Here is a 22,690-nt window from a genome sequence, read left to right on the forward strand (position 1 = left end):
ACCCGCGGCGAGCCGCTGGAATGCATTGTCGGGGAGCCTGTCCTGCTGTATCCTGAGGCCTCTCGAAGCAAGCCTCAGGGAAGTGAACCGTGGCACGACTCCTCTCGACGCTCGTGCTGGTCGTGGGCTGGTCGGTGATCCCGTCCTTCGCCCAGACCGACACCTCGGCACCCAACCTGGCCGGGTTCTCCTTCTCGCCGGCCTCCATCGACACGACCGACGCCTCCCGGACGGTGACCGTCACGTTCCACGTGACCGACAACCTGTCCGGAGTCGCGTCGGCCCGCGCCATCTTCGCGAACCGGGACGTGCCTTCCGAGCCGCTCGGCTGCGAGAGCGCGGCGCCGCAGAGCGGCACGGCGCTGGACGGCACCTACGTCTGCCAGGTGACCTTCCCGCGGTTCTCGTCTTCCGGGACCTGGCAGGTCTCCACGGTCGAATTGGTCGACCAGGCTTCGAACCAGACACTCCTGTCGACGGCGGCGCTTGCCGGCATGGGGTTTCCCACCGATCTGCAGGTCTGGAGCGCCCCCGACACGGCGCCTCCGCTGCTCACCGGATTCAACTTCGTTCCCCGGGCGGCGGACGCCTCCCAGGGACCGGTCACCGTGCAGGCTTCCTTTCACGCGACGGACGACCGGTCGGGAATCGCCTGGGCCAAGGTGACCTTCGTCGGCCCCCCGCCGGCGGGGACCGTGCTCGGCTGCACCGGCCAGGCGGTGACGGGAGGGGAGCCGGCGCTCGACGTGGTTCTGGTGTGCAACGCCGTGCTTCCCCAGGGTTCGGCGCCGGGTGTGTGGACGGTCTATGCGGTCGAGACGCAGGATGCGGCGGGCAACCTTTACCAGGTACAGACGTCCAATCTTCCCGGGCTGGGATTCCCTTCCGAGCTGAACGTCACGACGCAGCCGGACGTCACTCCCCCGAGCCTCAGCGGTTTCTCCTTGAGTCCCTCGGCCGTCGACGCCGAGGCGGGCGGGACGGCGACCCGACTGAGCTTCACCGCCGCCGACGACTTGAGCGGCGTCGCTTCGGTGGCGGCGGTTCTCGTCTCTCCCGGCTCCTCGCCGCAGAGCCGGAGCTGCGCGAGCACGCTGCCGGACAGCAGCCCTTCCCTGAGCGGAGCCTATCATTGCGACCTCGCGTTTCCGGCCGATTCTCCCGAAGGCGTGTGGAAAATCTCCCAGGTCGTGGTGAGCGACGCCGCGGCGCACAATCGGACCTATGCGACCGCCGATCTTTCGCTATCCGGCTTCCCGGTGGATCTGTCGGTTGGATTCCTCCCAGGGGCGCCGCGCGCCCTCGTCGAGCAGCCCGCCGGCGGCCTCTCGATCCGCGGCGACAGCCTCACCGTCGCCGCTCGTCTGGCGCAGGGAAGCCCGGCGGGGATATCGGCGACGGCGGGGGTGCGCTTCGAATATCGCTCGCTTCCCTTCGGCAGCTTCGCCGCGATTCCGGCCAAGGACGCCACGCAGCCCAATCCCGACACGACCTATCCCTACGTCATCCACTGGGATCTCGCGGCCGTGGCCGACGGCGACTACGAGCTGCGCGCCGTCGCCCACGGCGGGTCCGGAGCGCCGGATCCGTCCCCCGTTCCCATCACCGTCCACGTGACGGCCGGCGGCTCCGACATCGAGGAGCATGTGAATGCCCAGGGCCTGCAGGAGAGCCGGACGGCGGCGGGCTTGGAGACGGTCACGGCGGCCTCGGGAAGCCGGGCGCCTCGCGGCGGCATGACGGCGTGCGAGTTCCCCGCAGGATCCCTGGAGGCGCCCGCGGACACGATCAAGATCGTCCATCCCGATCCGGCCGTCGAGGCGGCGAAGCTGGAGCAGCCGGCGCAGAGCATCGGCGTCTTCGTCGACGTCGCGCTCGAGAGCGGGCAGACGGACCTGGCCCAGGGGCTGCAGGCAGCTCTCGACATCGGCTATCCCGACGCCGACGGGAACGGCCTGGTGGACGGTACCGCGGTCCGCGAGCAGGATCTGGAGCTGGCGCGCCTCGACACGGTTCTCGACCGCTACGTCCCGATGCCGCCCTGGGCGGTCCTCACGGAGCACAACCGGGTGCGCGGCTCGATCGTCAGGACCGGCCGGTTCGCCCTGATCGCCCCCGTGGAGGCGAAGATCCGGTTCCTGTCCGACGTCACGACGCTCACCTGGGATCCTCTGAGCGAAGCTTCGAGCTACCACGTCTATCGCGGGGCCCTGACGCTGCTTCGCGACACGAACGCCGACGGCCTGCCCGATGGGGGCTACGGCGAGTGCCGGGACTTTCTCGATCCGGTCCAGACCGATCTGGTCTTCTCGGACGCGGGGACTCCCGCCGGTTCTGGAGCCGGCTGGTTTTACCTGGTGACCTTCCAGACGCCCGGCGGCGAGAAAGGCGCGGGAAACACGAGCCAGGGGCTGACCCGAACCCTGGTCCCAGCGTGCCCGTGACTCGGCTGCTCCAACCACAAAAAAAAGGCGCGGAGCCGGAGCTCCGCGCCTTCCCCTGCCGCAATGGCTCAGTGGATCACGTTGCCGTCGGCGGTGACTCTCAGCTCATACTTGTCGTCGATCGAGTTCACCTGGAACCCGAACATGAGGACCTGCCAGCTGCCCGCCTTGGGATTCGCAATCACCACACGCTCCGGGTCGCTCAACGTCGCCCCGGCCGTGCTCATGACTCCGTCAGGATCCACGAGGACCATGTCGATGTCGTTGGTGGGGTAGTGCGAATAGCCCTCACGCCACAGAAGACGGAATTCGGCCGAGGCGACTCCGGTCGGCATCGTCACGGTGCGGGTGAGGACGTCGCCTTGAAGGATCTTCCCCTGCTCGGTGAGCTGCGGAAGGGGATCGACCACGGAGACGATGGAGATGTCCGCGCTGACGTCGCCGGCGTTCGTCCAGTCGCCATTCGGCGTGATGCGGATCAGACCGAATTCGGGATTGTTGAGCACCCACTGGCCGCCCTTGGTGAAGGTCTGGACGAAGTAGCCGGTGGTCCCCGACTGGCGGGAGGTCTTGGCCTTGTGGATCGTGAGGAAGATGTCGTCTCCGAACAGGGCGTTCTGCTGAGAGGGCGGCAGCGAGGCCGCGAAGTTGGACAGGGTAACGATCACTTGCGCTGTGTTCGGCGTTACCTCGTAGATGATCTCGCCGCGCTGCCCGGGCCTCAACGGCCCGACCGACTGCGCCACGGTGCCGTTGGCGACCGGCAGGCCGGCGATCAACGTGACGTTGCTCTTCACACTTTTTGACGGCGTGGGCCAGGTGGGCAGGGCGTCCGGCACGTTGCCGGCCGCCAGCATCGCCCGCGCCGCGCCGGCGTCCACGAAGCCGAGCCCCTGATCCTGCGGGCCCGAGCTGTCTCCCAGCAGGTTGGGATTGGCCGAGGCAACGATGGCATTGTGGATCTGCCGCGCCGTGGCGGCCGGGAACGCCTGGCGCAGGACCGCCGCGATGCCGGCCACCGTCGGCGAGCTGAAGCTGGTGCCGCCCGCGAAGCTGATGCCGTTGACGGTCGTCGCGAACCCCTGGCCGTAGCTCCAGTCGCCGTTGGCGCTCACGTCCGGACCGCGGGTCCCATCGGCGTTGGGGCCGCGCGAGCTGAACGACGCGGTCTGGACGTGGGTCGTGGGCCGGTAGAAGCGGCCGATCCCAAGGCCGAACTGGAGATCGCGGACGATGCGCTCATAACCGGCGATGCTGGAGGCGCCCACCGAGATGGACGAGAAGGAGCTGGCGGGGCTGCCGGAGGTCAAGCCGGAGGGACCCGCGTTGCCCGCGGAGGTGGCGACGACGATGTCGTGATCGAGCAGCGCGTCGACGGCGGTATCGAAGATGTCGTGCCCCGAGAAGAGCGTGGGACCGCCCAGGCTCATGTTGACCACCTGGATCTTCACTCCTCCGGGAACTCCCGTGTCGTACATGGTGCGCAGATCAATGGCGCGATCGATGGCCGCCAGGATGGCCGACGTGGAGCAGCCGCCGTCGCAGACCCGCATCGCGTAGATGCTGGAAAGCGGCGCCGAGCCGATCATCGGGATGCGGTTCGGCAGGATGATGGCGCCCGGCAGGTAGGCGTTCGTGGCCCGGAAGAACGTGCTGGCCGTGTTGAAGCTGAAGACCACGTTGGCGGAGATCATCCCGGCGACGAAGGTTCCGTGCCCGTCGTTGGCGAAGTTCGAGCAGCCCTTCGCGTCGCCGATGAAATCCTCGCAGCCGATCACCGAGCCGTCGAGCGACAAGTGAGGGAACCCCGGACGGATGCCGGAATCGATCACGCCGACGACGATTCCCTGTCCCGCAAAGCCGTCGGCATGGAGGACGCCGACTCCGGTCGTCGCGTTGTTGATCAAGTAGGCATCCGGATTCGCGGCCGCGAAGGCGGGAAGATCGGCCGACGCGATGACCTCGCTGGACTCAATGGCCACGTTCTTGACGTCCGACGCGGAAGCCAGCGCGCCGTCGCGCAGCGCCAGATTGTCCACCGGATCCGGCAACGGAACCTTGAGGTCCTTGGAAATCTTGCCAGGGCCGGTGAGCACGCTCAGACTTTCGATGGCGGACTTCGGAATGCGCGCGGCGATGCCGTTGAAGTTCCGGTATTGCCGCGTGACCGTCCCCCCGGCCGCCACAACGGCCTCGATCACGGGGCTGTACGGCTTGGAGACGTCCAACAGGACCGCGTCCATCCCGTCGCTGTCGGACTTGGCGGCGCCGCCTCCTCCTCCGCCGTCATCGGTGGGCTTGAGAAACCGCGGCCTTTCGACCGCTTGGGGAATCCCAATCGTGGCGGCGATGTTAGCGAGAACCAGCAACACACACAGGCCGAGCCACAGTGATCTTCGGCGCACAAGCTTCATGGGGCCTCCTTGGCCTAGGGGAAGAAGGGCGAGGGGAGCGGCGATTTCAACTTGGAAGCACGAGGATCCGTGAACAAATCCCGGAGAGCCGGTCGAGCCATGGGCGATGATTCACGAGACATACGAAGCCTGACCGGGCCTGGGTACGCCCCGCGCGAAAATCCTTACAGATGGCGCCGCGGAGTAATGCCACGGCGCAGCATGGCGACGAGCGCGAGAGAGTGGCTTTAATCCGCTTTCGTATACCCGCCCGAGGCCGGTTTGTCAAGGACGAAAAAGCCCGTAGTCATTGGCCGCTTCGCATCTGGAACGTCGCAAAGACCCCGTTCGGCTGGTCGGGATCCGCTTTTACCCCCGCGGCTGGAGGTCGTCCCGGCAGGCCGGGGTCGAAGCGCTCGTTGAGGATGAGGATGGGGAGCGGAAGGCGGCGAGGTCAAAGAGCCGGAAAGGCGTAGGTCACGGCGGGCGTGCTCCAGCCGACCCGCCGCGACGCCGAGGACGTTCGAGCCTCTCCAATCCGGGCTCCGTGTCGCCAAGCCCAGGCGGCTTCAAATGACCGCATGTGACGCAGCCGAGCTGGGTGTGCCGGGACGGAGCGGCCCTTCTTGGGATCGGAATGGGCCATAATTCAGGGGGATCGCACCTAAATGGCGACGCGGCACGCGGCGATCCGGGATGGGAGATCGAACCTGGCAGCACAGCGGATTGACGTCGCGGTCGTGGGAGCGGGAGCCGCGGGGCTGGCGGCCGCCTCGCAGCTGCGAGGCAAGGGCCTGCGCGTCGAAGTGCTCGAGGCGCGCGGGCGGATCGGCGGGCGCATCTTCACGCACCGCGACGAGCGAGCGCCCTTCCCCGTCGAGCTGGGGGCGGAGTTCGTCCATGGCGACGCTCCCGAAACGTCGCGGATCCTGGAGCGCGCCCGTCTCTCGGCCTGCGAGGTGCGCGGGGAGCACTGGCTTGCCCAAAGCGGCGCGCTGCGGCGGACGAGCTTCTGGAAGGGAGTCGACCGCGTCTTGCGGCGGATCGATCCGAACGACGACGACGAATCGGTCGCCGCGTTTCTGGCGCGGAAGCCGGGAGGTCGGTCGCTCGCCCGCCAGCGCCGCGCCGCCCGGGAATTCGTCCAGGGGTTCTACGCCGCCGATCCGGAGCGCCTCAGCGCCCATTCCGTCGCCGCCGGCGACGACGAGAGCCCGAGCGAGGCGGCTTCGCATGCCGCGCGCCTCGTCGAGGGATACGACTGCGTTGCCGCCCGGCTGGCTCGGGGTCTTGGCGCGCGGCTTCATCTCCGGGCGAGCGTCACCGAAATCGCCTGGGAGCGCGGCGGCGCCGAGCTGACCGTCCGATCGAGATCGGGCCGGACCCGGCGGATCGCGGCGCGCTGCGCCATCCTCACCGTGCCCCTCGGCGTCCTCCAGGCGCGAGGGGACGAGCCGGGAGGCATCCGCTTCCGTCCGGATCCGCCCTACATCCGGCGGGCTCTCGGCGCGCTCGCCATGGGCTCCGTCATGCGTCTGGCGTTCTGGGTGAAGGAATTCCCGTGGCAGCGCGCCGCCGCAGCCTCGCGAGACCTCCAGCTCGACCATCTCAGCTTCCTGCACCTGAAGCGCGATCCGTTCCGCGTCTGGTGGACCGCCTATCCACTGCGCCGCCCGGTGATGGTGGCGTGGAGCGGGGGGCCGCCGGCCGCCGAACTGTCGCGGCGGAGCCGCCCGGAGGTCGAATCGATCGCGCTGCGCAGCCTGGCGGAGGGGCTGGGCGTCTCGATCCGGCGGGTCTCGTCGTGCGTCAAGGAGATCTGGACCCACAACTGGGACGCCGATCCGTACGCGCGCGGCGCCTACAGCTATCCTCTGGTGGGCGGCTCGGAGGCGGCGAAGTCCCTGGCGAGACCGGTAGAATCGACTCTTTTCTTCGCGGGCGAGGCGACCGATCCCGAAGCAGCGGGCACGGTCGAGGGAGCGATCGCGACCGGTTTGCGGGCGGCCCGGCAGGTGAGCGCCCTGTTCCGGCGGAAGGCGGGCGCATGAGTGCTCCCACGATGGAAGCCCGGCTCGCGGTGCGGCAACGGCCGGTCGCCAGCAGCCCGATCATGCTGCAGAAATGGCGGGATCTCCTGTTCCTCCACTGGGAATACCCCACTGAAGCGATCCAGCGGACCCTGCCCGAGGGGCTGTCGGTCGACACCTTCGAGGGGAAAGCCTATCTGGGGATCGTTCCTTTCTTCATGCGGGACGTCCGGCCTCCTGTCCTTCCCGCTTTCCCGGGCGTTTCGAACTTCCTGGAGCTGAACTTCCGCACCTACGTCCACGACCGCAACGGGATCCCCGGGGTCTGGTTCTATTCGCTGGACGCCAATCAGTGGCTGGCGGTGAAGACGGCCCGGGCCCTGTTCCACCTACCTTATTACTACGCGGCCATGACGGCCTGGACCGACGCGGCCAAAGGCATCTGCTACCGGGCCCGCCGGGAGGCTGCTCCGGAGCGCGAGCTGTCGTACGATTATCTCGCCCGGGGACAAGACGTCGCGTCGGAGCCGGGCTCCCTGGAGTTCTTCCTGATCGAGCGCTACGTCCTGTTCGCCTGGGCCGAGGCCTCCCGGACGCTCTACTCGGCGCGCGTCTGGCACCGGCCGTATCCTCTGGAGACGGTCGAAGTGACGCGTTGCGACGCGGAGCTGTTCGCCCTCGACGGCTTTCCGCCGCCGGCGCGCCGGCCGGATCACCTCCTGTTCTCCCACGGCGTCGACGTCGAGGTCTTCATGCCGCGCCGAGTAATCTAGACCGCTTGACCGAGGAAGCTGCTTTTTCTAGGCTCAACCGATGTCCGAGCCTCAATTCAACGCCAATACAGGATTCGCTCTCCTCGGAGAGCTGGCCCGGCTGACGGCCCCTCCGGCGGACAGCGACGAGATCTGCGACCAGGGGCTCGCCCTGATCGCCAAGGCCCTCGGCGCCCAGGCAGCCCTGGGGTTCGAGACGGCGGAGCCGAGCCCGGCGCTGCGCCTCACATGCCGCTGGGGGAGGCCGTCTTCCGAAGATCTCGGCGCGCTGGCCGAGAGAACGGCGTCCTTGGGCGAACTGACCGAGGAGAAGGGACCTGGCGGGACGTCTTCGCGGCGCGTGGCGATCCCAATCGCCGACGAAGCGGGCGTCATGGGGGTGATGGTGCTCGAAGCCCCGGCGCGCTGGAACGCCACCGCGCGCCTCTTTGTCCAGAGCGCGGCGCGGACGCTCGGCGCCGCGCTGCGGGTCCAGCGCATGCTGGAGGAGACGCACCGGCAGGGGGAGCTCCTGGCCCGGCGGAACATCGAGCTGGAGGTGCTGCGCGAGTTGGTCGGCTCTCTCCAGGGCCTCGAAGACGAGGAGGAGATCCTGCAGACGGCTCTCGACCTGGTCCTCCAGCGGCTCGGGCTGACCGCGGGGTGGGTCTTCTGGGGTGAGGCGAGCAGCGGAGAGCTGGGCCTGGCCGCCGCGCGCGGCGTCGCGAAGAAATTCGTGATCGAGGCGCGCGAGAAGGGGATCGGAGGCTGCCTGTGCAAGGACGTCTTCGAGACCGGGCGCCTGCGCTTCGCGAGGAACACGACCGAGTGCCCGCGCCTTCCCGATCTGGTCCAAGGCACCGAGCCGATGACCCACGCCTGCATCCCTCTGAAGTTCGAGCGGGGGACGCTCGGGGTGATGAACATCGCCAACCGGCCCGGCCGGCTGTTCTCGCCGCAGGAGCTGCAGTTCCTGGAGACCTTCGGCAACCAGGTCTGCCTGGCCGTCGACAAGACGAGGACGGCGCGCGCCGAGAGCCGGAGCAACGCCGAGGCTAAGGCGCTCGCCTCGCTCGCCCGCGCCATCGGAGGAAGCCTCAAGGAGGAGCACGTCCTCTCGGCGCTGGCCGATTACACGCGGGAGCTGCTGAGCGCCGACGTGTGCGCCATCTTCCTGGGCGAGAAGCCCTCCTCCCTGCTGTTCGCCCATCTTTCCGGACCGCCGATGGAGGGGCTGGAAGTCGGCCGTTCCGTGGACCTCGAGGCGATCGGCTCCCGCGCCTTCTCGAGCGCTCTGAACCAGCGCGCCTCGATGGTCGTCCCCAACGCCCTGGAGGATCCGCGCGGGAATCCCCAGCTGGCCCGCCGCTGGGGCATCGGATCGGCGATCATCATCCCCCTACTGGCCCACGACCGTCCTTGCGGGCTCCTCGTCGCGGGGCGCTCGCAGCCCTCGAATTGGAGCGAGGAGGAGATGAAGCTGGCCGATGCGCTCGCCGGCCAGGCGGCCGTCGCCATCGACAACGCGCGCCTCTACCGGGAGGCGCAGGACGCCTTCCTACGTCTCCAGCAGGCCCAGTACGGTATGATGCGGGCCGAACGGATGGCGACGGTCGGGACGCTGGCGTCGTCCTTGGCGCACGAGGTCCGGAACCCGCTCAACTCGATCAACCTGCAGCTAGTGCTTCTCGCCCGGCGGGTCGCCAAGCTCGGAGCCCAGGAGGAGATGGCCGGGCTGCTCGAGACGGCGCGGCGCGAGATCGCCCGGCTCGACAGCCTGGTGGAGGAGTTCCTGTCGCTCTCGACGATCGACCGGATCTCCCTCGCCGCGGCGCAGCCGGAGGAAGTGGTCCGCGAGGTGACCGCCCTGCTGGCTCCGATGGCACGCACCCGCGGCATCGAGGTCTCGGAGGATCTCGACGGCCCGCTCCCGCCCATCTCGATGGATCGGGAGAAGATCAAGCAGGTGCTGATCAACGTGGTGCGCAACGCCATCGAGGCGATGCCGGAAGGGGGATCGCTGCGCCTGTCGATCCGGCGGAGCGACGAGATGGTGGCGATCGACGTGGCCGACACCGGGACCGGGATCGCCCCGGGCCTCGACGTGTTCGACTTCTTCGTCAGCACCAAGCGGGGAGGCACCGGCCTGGGATTGCCGATCGCCCGGCGCATCGTCGAGGGCCACGGCGGCTCCCTGAGCTATCGCAGCGATCCGGGCCGGGGAACCACGTTCACGATCGCGTTGAAGGCCCGATGAGCGCGCCGGCGGCGCCGGCGCCGGGCGGAGGCCCATGAGCGAGGCGCAGGGACGCATCCTGGTCGTCGACGACGAGGAGACGGCGCGCAAGAGCCTGGGCCAGATCCTGTCGGACGACGGCTACGAAGTCTTGCTGGCGGCAGACGGCGGAGAGGCGCTGCGCCTCGTAGCGCAGGAGTCGCCCGCCGTCGTCCTCACCGACTTGAGGATGCCGGGCATGGACGGCCATGAGCTCCTGAACCGCGTCCGCCAAGGCTACCCCGACGTCTCGGTCGTGATCATGACGGCGCACGGCACGATCCGCAGCGCGGTCCAGGCTCTGCAGGAAGGCGCCGAGGACTACCTGACGAAGCCGATCGACGTGGAGGAGCTGGAATACCTGCTCGGCCGCATCCGCAAGAGGAAGTCGCTCCTGGCCGAGACGCGCATGCTGCGCGAGCGGCTGGACGACAAGTACCGGTTCGAGAACATCATCGGGCGCAGCCCTGAGATGCTCGAGGTCTTCCGCCTCGTCGAACAGGTCGCTCCCACCCAGGCGTCGATCCTGATCGGCGGCGACAGCGGCACCGGCAAGGAGATGATCGCCCAGGCGATCCACCAGCGCAGCCCGCGCCGCGAGGCGCCGTTCATCAAGGTCTCGTGCGCCGCCCTGCCCGAGACCCTGCTGGAAAGCGAGCTGTTCGGCCACGAGCGCGGCTCCTTCACCGGCGCGGTCGCCCGGCGCTCCGGGCGGTTCGAGCTGGCCGCCGGCGGCACGATCTTCCTCGACGAGATTGGCGACATCCCGGCGGGGATGCAGGTCAAGCTCCTCCGCTTCCTCCAGGAGAGGCAGTTCGAGCGGGTCGGGGGAAACCAGACGCTGACGGTCGACGTCCGGGTGATCGCCGCGACCCACCGGAACCTGCCGAACCTGATCCGGGAAGGGAAGTTCCGTGAGGATCTCTACTACCGCCTCAACGTCATCGAGATCGTCATCCCGCCCTTGAAGACGCGCAGCCAGGACATTCCGCTGCTCGTCGATTTCTTCCTGCACAAATTCGCCCAGGCGAACGCTAAGGAGATCACCGGGCTCACGGAGGAGGCCCTGGCCGCTTTGATGAGCTATGCCTGGCCCGGGAACGTGCGCGAGCTGGAGCACGCCATCGAGCGGGCGGTGATCCTGGCGCGCGAGCCGGTGATCGATCTGTCCCTGTTCCCGACGCTGCCGCGCCTGGAGCCGGTGACCCGGAAAGCGGCGGGACTGGCCATTCCGGGTGCCAGCCTGGCCGACATCGAGCGCGACGCCATCCAGCGGACGCTGGAGGCGGTGGGCGGCTCCACCGCCCGCGCGGCCGACATCCTGCAAATCAGCCCGCGGACCATTCAATACAAGATGAAGCAGTACCGCTCGCGCGGCGTCGCCATCGACGAGAGGCGGGAGAAAGAGCCAAAGGAAGAAGCCGCGGACGGACCGGAAGAGTAGACCGGAGCGACCCGGCCCGGGAAGCGATCCCGGGCCGGGTCGCGATCAGTCCCGTGTTTTACGGACAGCCGTGGCCGGAAGCGGCAATCTCCGCGTCGCGCGAGCCGACTTGCGTGGCGTCGCCGCCGTCGTAGGTCCCGTTCCCTCCTCCGGTCACCTTGCGCGCCGCGAACCACCAAACCTCGCCCACCGCCGGAACCGCCGTGTAGGGCATCGAGGTCTCGACCCGGTTGTCGGCGACGCAGGCCTTTGTCGCCTGGGCGAAATCGCCGCCGGTGCTTTGCAACGTCGCGGCGTCGCCGCGGACCACGTCGTAGCTGGTGGCTCCGATCATGGACGACCACCAGAGGAGCGCCGGCTCCATGGTCAGTCCGAAGTACGCCGTCAGCCCCGGGTCGCCGAGAGTCATCGCCGACATGGTGCCGACGGTGATGAGCCGCCGCCCCATGGCGATCGCGGTGATGCCCATGCCGGAGAGCGTCGGGTTGGCGTTGATCGCCGCGGCGAGCGCGGCGACCACCTGCTCGGGGGTTTCGCCCGGCGTCGTGTTGACCGTGATCACCACTCCCGACACCGTGATCTGCACGGTGCCGCCCTGTCCGAGCCCGCCCACCTCATAGTAGTACTCGTTGTCGCATCCCGCCGAGCAGGCATCGCCGCCCGCCAGGTTCCCGTCGTCGCATTCCTCGGTCGGGTCGATCGCCGCGTCGCCGCACTGCACCGTCTGGAACTGCCGCATCATGTCGTGCTCCTCATGCTCCAGGATGTGGCAGTGGTACGGGTATCTTCCCTTGTAAGCGTCGAAGCGCGTGATGACCCGGAGGATCTGCCCCGGTGCCACCATGGCGGTGTCCTTCCAGCCGCTCTCCTCCGCCCCGGGAGCCTGGGGAGTTCCGTTGGGAATGATCTCGCCGTTCGGACCTTTGGTGAATCCGTCCCGATCCAGGATCTGGAACATCACCAGGTGCATGTGCATCGGATGCGACACGCCCGAGTCGTTGATGTATCTCCAGATCTCCACGGTGCCCAACTCCGGATATTCGGTGATGTCGTCGAAACGCAGAGAGTTGATCGACCACATGGAGCGGCCGCATCCGTCGGTCAGGTCCTGCTTCAGCCGGAAGTCGCGCGTCTGCACCGCCTGCGCCGGGTTGAGCCGTTGGATCGGGCGCAGCGTGGCCGGGATCGGGTCGACATCGCCCGCCTGATTGGTGACCCGGAACTCCATCACCTGGGGCAGGTCGGGAACGCCGTTCGGGAAAGGCGCGGCCGCGCTGTTCTGCAGCAGGATGTGATCCCCGCTGGCGTACCCGACGAAGTCCACGATCACCTCGTAGCGCTCTCCGGGTCCGATAGTCAGCGACCCGACGCCCGGAACCGGAGCTTCGAGCAACCCGCCTTCGTCGCCGACGACAGTGAAGTTCAGCGTCCCCGACGGCGGGACGAGCGACAGCGTGTAGACGCGCGAGGTGCTGCCGTTCAGCAGCTTGAAGCGGTACTTTCCCTTCTTGACGCTCAAGTAGGGCCAGATTTTTCCGTTGACCATCACCTTGTCGCCGAACCAGTGATCCATCCACATGGCCGGGTACTTGAGCGACCCATCGGGGTTGAGCTTCTTGTCCTGGATCACGAGCGGGACTTCGTATTGCCCGGCCGGAAGGTTGATGGCGTCTTCCACCGAATCGCGAATCAGGTAGGCTCCGGCCAGACCCATGTAGACGTTCAGGCGGGTGACGCCCAGGGCGTGATCGTGGAACCAGATGAATCCCGCCTGCTGGTCGTTCGGGTAGGTGTAGGTCACGGGGGGATCCCCGGGAAGGAACGTCGACTCCGGATAGCCGTCGAACGCCGCCGGCACGTGGCCGCCATGCAGATGGACCACGGTCTTGGCCTTGTTCTCGGCGCCGTGGATGCAGGTCATCCCTTCGCTGTCGGTCATCGTGTCGATCGCCAGGTAATGGTTGTTGGTCCGCGGGGCGTTCGTCACGAAATCACGGATGTCGTTCACCCAGTTCACCGTCACCGGCATGCCGGTCCGCGCCACGATGATCGGCCCCGGGGTGCTCATCGCCGAGACACCGTCGTGGTAGCCCCAGACGCGCGTCGGCGGGAGCTGGCTGTGGAGCTGCTGCTCGAACTCCCGCATCGTGATGGTGTAGGTCGCCGCGCCCCCCACCGTTCCCGAGGTCGGCGTGGCGATCGGCGGAATGGGCAGCGCGTCCAGGTAAGGAGTGAGCTGGATCGGGCAGTCGGCCGTCGCGCAGGTGGAGCCGTCGCCCTGATAGGCGCCGCCGCCGGTCGTGCAGGTGCTCTGGCTGACCTCGCTGCAGGTTCCGTTGCTGGCGCAGCAGGCGCCGGTGGCCGCGACGCACGGGTTCGGCGTGCAGGAAGTTCCGTCGCCCCGGTACGTCCCGCCCACTGACAGGCAGTTGGCCGCCGTCTGGATCGTGCAGGTGCCTCCCTGGCAGCAGCCGCCGCTGATCGCCTGCGGTGTGTAGTCGATCACCAGCTTCGGCTTCCACGAGACGCCGCCCGTCGAGCCGGTGTTCTCCCGAGTCCCAAAGCGCTTCGTCGTCTGGGTGGTCGTCTCGGTGCCGATGATGATCCAGCCGAAGTTCTGCGCGGGATTGCTCAGCCACGACTGCACGTCGGCGACCAAGCCGGAGGTGGAGCCCCAGGTGTAGAACCCGGTGTTGCCGACCGTCCGTGTGGCGCTCGCGGTCAGTGTGTAGTCACCGCCGGGAAGCGTCCAGAACAGGGTGGGATAGAAGGTGTGATGCCAAGTGGCGTCGCCGGTCGTGGGCGGCTCGCCGCGTCCCTGCTGGGAATTGCCGGTGTTCGAGGTGCCTTCTCCCCAGTTGGAGAACAGGCGATTCAGGCTGACGTTGTAGCTCGTGGTCACGGCGACCTTGTCGGCGTAGAGCGTGAGCTGGGCGCTGTTGATCGTTGCTCCGGCGGGAATGTTCCCGGCGATGTCGAAGGCCAGAACGCCGCGTCGCACGGCCGGCCGCGTTCCCGTACCCGGATCGGCGTCGGCGTCCTTCACCTTGCCGACGAACATCGTCGGGCCCGCGCCATCGCTGCGATCAGTGAAGCCGTCGGGCGAAATCGGCTCGTAAAGCGTGTTGTCCTTGGTCGGCTGAAGCGTCGCCGTGTTGGAGAAGACCAGTCCCGAGATCAGCAGGCCCGCGATCAGCAGCGCGAGAGTCCTTCCGTGGCGTTTGGTGATACCCATCGTTTTCCCCTTTCGGGTTGCCGGAGGCGATCGAAGTCGCCCCTCCCCCCTGTGATGGCCGCATTCTTGATTCGAGGAAAATGTCATCGCGACAAGTTGTCGCCGACTTTCGACGCCAACTCACACGACTCACGCCGACAGTTCGCAATTCCAGTGCCAGCCGTTTGACGAGATCGGACGGAGCCTCTCGAGGGTCGCGCCCGGCGTGCGCGGAACAGAAGCAGTGCTTCGACGAAAGGAGCAGGCTGGAAAGGGCCGGTGGGACGAACGCAGCGTGCGCGTCGAACGCGGCCGGCGGGCACCGTTCCTGCAATGGGACGTCCTCAGTCAGCGAATCGCGGATTGTGGAGGAAGGAGGTTCCTATGGGTCCGAGCCGAAGTGTTCGCCTCGTCCGCCGCGCCATCGGTTTCGTCGGATTGGGATTGCTGGCGGGCGCCGTGGGGAGCCCGGCGGTGGCCGAGTTCGCGCTCCTGGGGCCTCAGAAGGACAGCACCCTGATCGAAAACCTCTCCGGGGCCGTCGCCAACGGCTCCGGGCCGTCGATCTTTGCCGGGCGCATCAGCTCCTCGACCGGCTCCATCCGCCGGGCGCTTCTCGAGTTCGATGTCGCCTCGGCGATTCCTCCGGGGTCGACCGTGACGAACGTAGTCCTCACGTTGAACCTCGCCTCCACCAACGCCGGGCCCGTCACGATCCGCCTGCATCGCGTCCTTTCCGAATGGGGCGAAGGGCCCGCCTTCGCCGCGGGAGGCAGCGGTGCGCCGGCGATGCCCGGCGATTCGACCTGGGTTCACCGTTTCTACGACGACGTCTTCTGGGCGCTGCCGGGCGGTGATTTCGACGCCGTCCCGCGGGCCGCCGCTCTGGTGGATCAGCTCGGGGCCTATTCGTGGGGATCCACCCCCGAGATGGTGGGCGACGCGCAGTCCTGGCTCGACGATCCGGACCAGAATCACGGCTGGATCCTGCTGGGCGACGAGACGTTGCCGACGACGGTGAAGCGCTTCGAATCGCGCGAAAGCCCGGAGGAAAGCCTCCGCCCCTTGCTCTACGTGGAGTTCGTGCCGCCTTGTCGGCCCAATCCGGCAACTCCGGGCTATTGGCAGCGCCAGTGTTTCACCCGCGGCGGGGCCGAAAGCGGCGCCGGCGCGGAGCCACGTTTCACCGACTGGGTCCTTCCCTGCGCCGGCAAGATCCTGGGCGACCTCGGGTTCCCGGAAATCGACGCCTGCGAGGCGTTCGCCCCGAGTCCCTGGCGCGATTGCCGGCAGGTGGCGTTGCGCAAGATCGCTTCCTTGACGCTGAACGTCTGCGCCGCCCGCCTCCAAACCAGCTGTCCCGTGAATCCGGTCACCCAGGGATGCAGCGCCGCGAACGCCGGGGAGCTGATGAGCGAGCTGGCCCGGCTGATCCTGGAGGGGGATTGCGAAGAGGCTTCCGCCTGCGCCGGCAGCTCAGGGCGAACCGCCGATCCGCCAAATGCCCGAGGATCTTCAGGTTCGCCGGCCGCTCCCACGGCCCGGACTTTACAATCTTACCAGCGTGGGAATTTTCGCTAGAAACGGGGCCGGACCCTCCGGCGGGGGAGCGGAAACCGGCCCGAATCAGGCTTCAACCGCGCAGATCTTGCGCGGGGGTTCTCAAGGTGGCGCGAGTTTTTCCCCATTGTAGGGTGAGGAGTGATCCAAGCGATTCCGGAAGTCCTGGGCGGGCTGACGTATGCCGACAAGGAGGTGCGCGACTCGGCCGCCAGGACTTTGGGGAAGAATCGTGCGCCTCCCGCCGCCCGCCGGCTCACGCCGCGCCGCCGGCGATCCCCAGCTTTCATCGTGCGGAAGGAGGCCAAGGAGACCCTGGACCGCCTGCAGAACGATCCGACAAGCGTCGTTAGAGTTCCCGCAAGTCCCGCGCGAAGGCCCAAGCGCACCTGGCCCGCCGGCGTGTCCCGACCGCACCGACCCCGATGCCGCGAACCTCTCGCCTGACTATGTAACCCGACGACCCCTGCATTGGGTGTCTACGATGCCATTTCCTGGCCGAGCGACGATGAGGCTACGATACACGTCTCGCGGCCATATTCTTTCGTGAAGATCGCCAGATTTGTGGGAAGGGTTGACACTGTGCATATGCTGAAGTTGTATCATGTCGCGTTCGTGGCCCTTCTTCTCCAGGGCGACGCGCTGGACTATGCGTGGTCGTCACGTTCGCCGTTGGTTAAGGCTCGGAACCGGAAAGACGCGCCGTGGCTCTTGTTCAGACCGGGTGTTCGATGAAGCGGTTCCATTCATACCGTATCATTGCCTTGCTCGCTCTCGTGCTGCCGCTCCTGATCGCAGCAGGCTTTAACTACGACAGCTATCGGCCTCACTCTATCCACAGAGTCATTAAGGAGCAGCAGCACCTGCAGGGCGGCGACTTCAATATCGTCGCCAGTGACTTCAAGTACAGGGTGGCGGTGCAGTATCTTGGTGAGCACCGGCCGATCCGACCGCACGTACACGAGCTGATCCGCATGTGGGCGAAGGCGGTTCGGCCAGGCCCAGATGTACCTGCAGCATTTAAACGGGAGATCCACGTCACGGAGGCCGATAGGGAGTACTGGCTGCCCATCCAGGAGGTGCTCCGACCTGATTTGGAGAAAGAATGTCGAAGCGCCTGCGCCGCTGATCTGTACGTGATGTGGATAGGTTCCGCAAAAGGTGATTGGGTATTCATCGTGAACGACTTTCAGGTCCAAGAATAGCGCCGGCTGAAGAGTGGCCAGCGCTTACAATCGCGGGAGGCGCGAGATACTCGCCGTAGTGATTGCAACAAGGCGGTTGGAATTGGAGGTGACATGAGAAGACAGTCCGCAATGGCCGTTGTTATGGTCTGCGTCCTTTCGATGGCGGGCCCGTGCGCTGCGGAGTCGAAGGGTCTTCCGGAGACGCCCGAGGAATTCGAAGCGAAGCTGGGATACCAGACGGGCACTGTCGAGCTCGCTGGGGGCGTGGCGACGATCCATCTGCCGGAGTCTTTCCGCTTCATCGGGCCGGAAGGGAGCCGCCGGCTCCTGGAGAGCGGCTGGGGAAATCCCGCCGGGATGGCGGAAGGCGTCCTGGGGATGCTAATCCCTTCCGGGGTGAGTCCTCTGAGCCGCGAAGGGTGGGGCATCGTCATCACCTACGACCAGGACGGCTACGTGGACGACAAGGATGCGGCGTCGATCGATTACAACAAGATGCTCAAGGAAATGCAGGAGGCCGCGCTCGCCGCGAACAAGGAGAGGAAAAAGAAGGGATACGAGCCGGTAACGCTCGTCGGCTGGGCGGAGCCTCCTTCCTACGACGGCGCAACACACAAGCTGTACTGGGCGAAGGAGCTCGCCTTCGGCGGTGCTCCGGAGCACACCCTGAACTACAACATCCGGATCCTCGGACGTCGCGGCGTCCTGGTTCTCAATGCAGTCTCCAACATGAGCGAGCTTTCCGCGATTCGCGGGCAGTCGAAGGACATTCTCGCCGCGGTCGATTTCAACCAGGGCCATCGCTACACCGACTTCCTCCCTGGGAAGGACAAGGCGGCGGCTTACGGAGTCGGAGGACTGATCCTCGGCGCGGCGGCGGCCAAAGCCGGGTTCTTCAAGCTGCTGTGGGTCGCGATTCTGGGATTCAAGAAGCTCATCATCGCCGGGGTCGTCGGGGTGGGCGCCCTCCTCAAGCGCGTCTTTGGCGCCAGGAAGCAAAACCCCTATGACGCGCCTAATTCAGGAGAATACAAGACGTAGAAACGAGCGTGGCGAGTATCGAGCAAGGCTTTCTTGGGGAGTTGGGCGGTCCATTCGAGGGGGGCACCTTGTGGCCTACAAGACAGGCAACCCGGGTCTAAACGCCAAGACGTTCGAGCGACTCCCCATCCCTGCCGTGTCGAGCGATCGCATGACACTGCAGGGCGCGGTCAATAAGTCTTTCGCTCTTCTCTTCATCCTCCTGGTGACAGCCGCTTGGGCGTGGTCACGATTCTTTGAAACTCGCGATTCAGGCTTCGCCTCACGGATCGCCCTGTTTGGCGCGGTTGGCGGGTTCGTCGTCGGTTTGATCGTCGTTTACCGCAAGACCCTGGCACCGTACCTTGCTCCGGTATACGCTGGCTTTGAAGGTGTTGCCCTCGGCGGAATCTCCGCCATTTTCGAGCAGCGATACCCAGGCATAGCGATCCAGGCCGTGGGTTTGACCTTCGGCGTGCTGGCAGCACTGCTGATTGCCTACTCCTCCAGGCTTATCCGCCCGTCCGAGAATTTCAAGCTGGGAGTGGTCTCCGCGACCGGAGGCATCGCAATCCTCTACCTCTTGAGCTTGGACCTGGGTTTCTTCGGCATCAACGTGCAATACATTTACGACAGCGGCCCCATCGGCATCCTGTTCTCCTTGTTCGTCGTCATCGTGGCCGCCACCAATCTGGTGCTCGATTTCGATTTCATCGAGTCAGGCGTGAAGCGTGGCGTTCCCAAGTACATGGAGTGGTATGCCGCATTCGGATTGCTCGTCACGCTGGTTTGGCTGTATCTCGAGATTTTACGGCTCTTGGGGAAGTCCAGACGACGGTAGGTAATCCGCTATGCTTCGTGAGCCGAGAATGGGTCTTCTGAGGGTAGGCGACGGACTCAAATCATTGGAGGACATCGTGAGGAGACTTGCCGCTCTGGCCTTGCTGACGTTCGCGACGAGAACGCTCGCGGCGCCGGGGCCGGCGGCACCGCCGCCGGTCGATAGCCACCGGAAGCCCATCATCGACATGCACCTGCATGCGTTCGGGCTGGCCGATGGGGAAGCGGCTCCGCCCAATCCGGTGACCAAAAAGCCTTCAGCCGCGACCTCGACGGCGGCGATCCGCGAGGGGTCGCTGGCCGCGCTGAAGCGCTACAACATCGTCAAGGCGGTCACCAGCGGAGCGCCGGCGAACGTCGCCGCGTGGCGCACGGCGGCTCCGGATACGATCATTCCCGGCATTCACGTGGATACCTACGAACCGCTCCCCGATCTCGCGACGCTGCGCGCCGACATTCAGGCCGGTCGCGTGAAAGTCCTGGGTGAGCTGGCGCTGCAGTACATGGGGCTGTCCCCGAGCGATCCCAAGCTCGAGCCTTACTTCGCGCTGGCGGAAGAGCTCGACATTCCGGTCGCGATTCACACGGGGCTTGGTCCTCACGGGGTACCCTATGACCCATGCTGCCCGAACTTCCGCGTCGGTCTCGGCAATCCGCTCCTGGTGGAGGAGGTGCTCATCCGGCATCCGAAGCTGCGCGTCTACCTGATGCACGCCGGCGCCCCGTACCTCGAAGAGACCAAGGCCATCATGAACGTGTACCGGCAGGTGTACGCGGATCTCGGGGTGATCGATTGGGTCATCCCTCGCGAGGAGTTCCACGAGGTTCTCCATTCGCTCATGCGCGCCGGGTTCGGCAAGCGATTGATGTTCGGCTCCGACCAGATGGTCTGGCCCGAAGCGATCGGCATGGCCATCGAGGGGGTGGAGTCGGCCCCATTCCTGACCGAGGAGCAGAAGCGGGACATCTTCTACAATAACGCCGCGCGATTCCTCAGAATCGAAGAAGCCAAGTAATTCGGGGTATGGTGAAACTCGTTCCATTCCATTGCGTACCGGTATGCAGAATTCAACCAACCTTGCCCGGATATGTGATCCATGCATGGCTCGGATTGGCGTGCGGACTGGATCGTGGCGAGAAGCCGTCGCGAGCATCGCGAAGAGGCGGGGGAGGTGAGTATCAGAGTACTGGGGCATCGAGCTGTGCATCGACATCTCATTGTTTGCGCTCTTGCTTTTCTCTTTGGATCCACGGGCCATTCCCAGACGCCGGCGACGCTCCGGATCCCCCCAGACTCCCCGCGCTGGGATCTGCAAGGCAATGCCAAGACGGTTGAGTATCAAGGCCGCAAGTGTCTCCTCCTGGATGGTGCTGCAGCCGTCGTGAAAGACTTGGAAATGCGCGACGGCGTCGTCGATGTGGATGTGGCGACCCCGGCAAGTCGAGGGTTTTTCGGCATTCAATTTCGGATCGCCAACGATGGGGCCAGCGCCGAAGTGGTTTACCTGCGCCAGCACAAATCCGGGCTTCCCGACGCCATGCACTACACGCCGGTTCTCAACACCGGCCTCAACTGGCAAATCTATAATGGGCCAGGCTTCACCGGCGCGGTCGATATCCCGAAAGACGTCTGGTTCCACTTGCGCCTGGAGGTTACGGGCGCGCAGGCAAAGCTCTACGTCAAGGACCTGGACAAGCCGGCCCTCGTGATGAACGACCTGAAAAGCGGCGTTCAGAAGGGCCAGGTGGCCCTGTACGTTCTCACGGGCGCGACCTATTTCTCGAACTTCGAGATACGGACGACGCCCGACGCGCCCTGGGAACGTCACCTGCCCTCGATGCCACCGGATACTCTGACCAAGTGGAGCCTGTCGCCCTCGTACGATGGGCTCGAACGCAATCTGGAGCGGCCGATCCCGTCCTCCGAGAGCGAGGCGATACGCTGGCAGGAGGTGGAGGCCGAGCCGCCCGGCTTCGTGGTCATCAATCGTTATCGCGAAAATCCGCATCCGAAAGTCTCGTTTCAGGGGGACTTTTCGAAGCGTCTGGAGCCTCAGCCGGGAATGAGGGTGGTGTACGCGCGAGCCAGCATCCGTTCGGACCGCGAGCAAGTGAAGAGACTCACCATAGGCTATAGCGACGACGTCAGCGTGTTTCTGAATGGCAAGATGCTCTATCGTGGCCGAAGCGCCCAGGGCTTTCGCGATCCCGGGTTCCTTGGCATCGTCAACCCGGAAAACGACGCCGTCTACCTCCCATTGAGGAAGGGCAGCAATGAGCTGATGCTCGCGGTCAGCGAGCTCGGTGGCGGATGGGGATTCATTTGCCGCTTGGCAGACCAGGAAAACTGAGCCTACGACCGATCGCTGTCCAGCATGGGATGCCGTGCTGTTTCCCACGTCCAGAGGCTTACAAGATTCCCGCTATCGAAACTTCCGAATCCAGCTTATAGTACCGATCTCCCCCCATCGCCGCCGGGAGCGAGTATGCACCCGTGCATGTCAAGGGCCCACCGGTCCGGAGATCGCGGATCTGGAAGGCGATCAATTCGGTGAGCTGCTCGTCGCCTGGGCATCGGAGAAGAAAATCACCCTGGGCGCGGCCATTTCCTCTCAGTGGGTCTCGTTGGATAGAGTGGATGGGGAGCGTAGCGCAGCGCGTGAGGAGGACTCGATGGCGAAGATGAGCCGGCGTGATCTGATTCGCGTCGCGGCCGGCGGTGGGCTGGCAGCGATAGCATTTCGCGGCACTCGCGCGGGAGCTGCGACTGACCCCCAAGGGACGAAGATGGCCACCCAGGATGCGCCCACAGGCCGTGTAGTCACGATCGAGGCGAAGCCGGAGCCGATCCCGATCGATACGGCGAAGACGGCGGTGCTCGTGATCGACATGCAGAACGACTTCGGGTCCAAGGGGGGCATGTTCGATCGCGCCGGGATTGACATCTCGGGCATCCAGAAGGCCGTCGGACCCACAGCGCAAGTCATCGCCTCTGCCCGGGCCGCAGGCATGAAGATCGCCTACCTCAAGATGGGCTATCGTGCCGATCTTTCCGATCTGGGCGCTCCCGACTCGGTGAACCGGGTTCGGCATCTGCGGCTGAATGTGGGTAAGGTGGTCCGAGCTCCCGATGGCAGGGAGAGTCGGATTCTGATTCGTGACACCTGGAACACGGATGTCGTCCCCCAGCTGGCGCCGCGGGCCGGCGATCTCATCGTCCAAAAGACGCGGTTCAGCGGTTTCTACGAGACCGACCTGGATGCCAGGCTCCGAAAGCTCGACATCAAGCACCTGATCGTGACGGGCTGCACGACGAGCATTTGCGTGGATTCGACGGTCCGGGACGCCATGTTCAGGGACTATGCGTGCATCTTGCTCGCGGACTGCATGGCCGAACCCATCGGGCAGGGGTTGCCGAGAAGCAATCACGACGCCTCGCTCCTGGCTGTTGAAGTGCTGCTCGGCTGGGTGTCGGGCTCTGCCCAGTTCATCAAGGCCCTCGAGCTGCGCCCGTCTGAATAGCGGGAATCA

At 65.9% G+C, this 22,690-nt stretch carries 14 protein-coding genes; 12 read left to right on the forward strand and 2 right to left on the reverse strand.

Annotation, left to right across the window (positions count from 1 at the left end):
- Nucleotides 1-89 precede the first annotated feature (89 nt).
- A complete protein-coding gene (locus VGR67_12270) occupies nucleotides 90-2,444 on the forward strand; it encodes a hypothetical protein (GenBank protein HEV8337184.1) in 2,355 nt (784 codons plus the stop codon).
- A 68-nt stretch (nucleotides 2,445-2,512) separates the two neighbouring features.
- Here VGR67_12270 and VGR67_12275 read toward each other — a convergent pair whose 3' ends face one another.
- Nucleotides 2,513-4,858 carry a S8 family serine peptidase gene (locus VGR67_12275; protein ID HEV8337185.1) on the reverse strand — a complete coding sequence of 782 codons (2,346 nt, stop codon included), beginning with the start codon at nucleotides 4,856-4,858 and terminating at the stop codon, nucleotides 2,513-2,515.
- Nucleotides 4,859-5,505: 647 nt separating this feature from the next.
- Between VGR67_12275 and VGR67_12280 the strand changes: the two genes are divergently transcribed.
- From VGR67_12280 to VGR67_12295, 4 genes are read left to right on the forward strand one after another with little or no spacing between them, the layout of a single operon-like run.
- The gene (locus VGR67_12280) at nucleotides 5,506-6,888 is read left to right on the forward strand and encodes an NAD(P)/FAD-dependent oxidoreductase (GenBank protein HEV8337186.1); all 1,383 of its coding nucleotides are present in this window, start codon (nucleotides 5,506-5,508) and stop codon (nucleotides 6,886-6,888) included.
- Nucleotides 6,885-7,640 carry a DUF2071 domain-containing protein gene (locus VGR67_12285; protein ID HEV8337187.1) on the forward strand — a complete coding sequence of 252 codons (756 nt, stop codon included), beginning with the start codon at nucleotides 6,885-6,887 and terminating at the stop codon, nucleotides 7,638-7,640. The genes VGR67_12280 and VGR67_12285 overlap by 4 nt, the downstream gene beginning before the upstream one ends.
- 40 nt (nucleotides 7,641-7,680) lie before the next feature.
- The gene (locus VGR67_12290; protein ID HEV8337188.1) at nucleotides 7,681-9,876 is read left to right on the forward strand and encodes a GAF domain-containing protein; all 2,196 of its coding nucleotides are present in this window, start codon (nucleotides 7,681-7,683) and stop codon (nucleotides 9,874-9,876) included.
- Nucleotides 9,877-9,910: 34 nt separating this feature from the next.
- On the forward strand, nucleotides 9,911-11,338 hold the full coding sequence (locus VGR67_12295) for a sigma-54 dependent transcriptional regulator (protein HEV8337189.1): 1,428 nt from the start codon (nucleotides 9,911-9,913) through the stop codon (nucleotides 11,336-11,338).
- 58 nt (nucleotides 11,339-11,396) lie between these two features.
- Here the strand turns inward: VGR67_12295 and VGR67_12300 are convergent, their stop codons facing one another.
- A complete protein-coding gene (locus VGR67_12300; protein HEV8337190.1) occupies nucleotides 11,397-14,573 on the reverse strand; it encodes a multicopper oxidase domain-containing protein in 3,177 nt (1,058 codons plus the stop codon).
- Between the two features lie 363 nt (nucleotides 14,574-14,936).
- On the opposite strand from VGR67_12300, the gene VGR67_12305 reads away from it, so the two are divergent.
- The 7 genes from VGR67_12305 to VGR67_12335 all read left to right on the forward strand — a co-directional run bounded on the left by VGR67_12305 (nucleotide 14,937) and on the right by VGR67_12335 (nucleotide 22,681).
- The gene (locus VGR67_12305) at nucleotides 14,937-16,133 is read left to right on the forward strand and encodes a DNRLRE domain-containing protein (GenBank protein ID HEV8337191.1); all 1,197 of its coding nucleotides are present in this window, start codon (nucleotides 14,937-14,939) and stop codon (nucleotides 16,131-16,133) included.
- A 710-nt stretch (nucleotides 16,134-16,843) separates the two neighbouring features.
- Complete coding sequence (locus VGR67_12310; protein ID HEV8337192.1) at nucleotides 16,844-17,317, forward strand: hypothetical protein; 474 nt, start codon at nucleotides 16,844-16,846, stop codon at nucleotides 17,315-17,317.
- A 93-nt stretch (nucleotides 17,318-17,410) separates the two neighbouring features.
- The gene (locus tag VGR67_12315; protein ID HEV8337193.1) at nucleotides 17,411-18,340 is read left to right on the forward strand and encodes a DUF2167 domain-containing protein; all 930 of its coding nucleotides are present in this window, start codon (nucleotides 17,411-17,413) and stop codon (nucleotides 18,338-18,340) included.
- Nucleotides 18,341-18,410: 70 nt separating this feature from the next.
- The gene (locus tag VGR67_12320; GenBank protein ID HEV8337194.1) at nucleotides 18,411-19,160 is read left to right on the forward strand and encodes a Bax inhibitor-1/YccA family protein; all 750 of its coding nucleotides are present in this window, start codon (nucleotides 18,411-18,413) and stop codon (nucleotides 19,158-19,160) included.
- 76 nt (nucleotides 19,161-19,236) lie between these two features.
- Entirely contained in the window at nucleotides 19,237-20,175 is a 939-nt protein-coding gene (locus VGR67_12325; GenBank protein HEV8337195.1) for an amidohydrolase family protein, read from the forward strand.
- A gap of 81 nt (nucleotides 20,176-20,256) precedes the next feature.
- Nucleotides 20,257-21,510 (forward strand): hypothetical protein, encoded by a 1,254-nt coding sequence (locus VGR67_12330; GenBank protein HEV8337196.1) that lies wholly within the window; start codon nucleotides 20,257-20,259, stop codon nucleotides 21,508-21,510.
- A gap of 322 nt (nucleotides 21,511-21,832) precedes the next feature.
- The gene (locus VGR67_12335) at nucleotides 21,833-22,681 is read left to right on the forward strand and encodes a cysteine hydrolase (GenBank protein HEV8337197.1); all 849 of its coding nucleotides are present in this window, start codon (nucleotides 21,833-21,835) and stop codon (nucleotides 22,679-22,681) included.
- Nucleotides 22,682-22,690 lie beyond the last annotated feature (9 nt).

Source organism: Candidatus Polarisedimenticolia bacterium (assembly GCA_036004685.1).
Lineage (GTDB): Bacteria > Acidobacteriota > Polarisedimenticolia > Gp22-AA2 > AA152 > DASYRE01.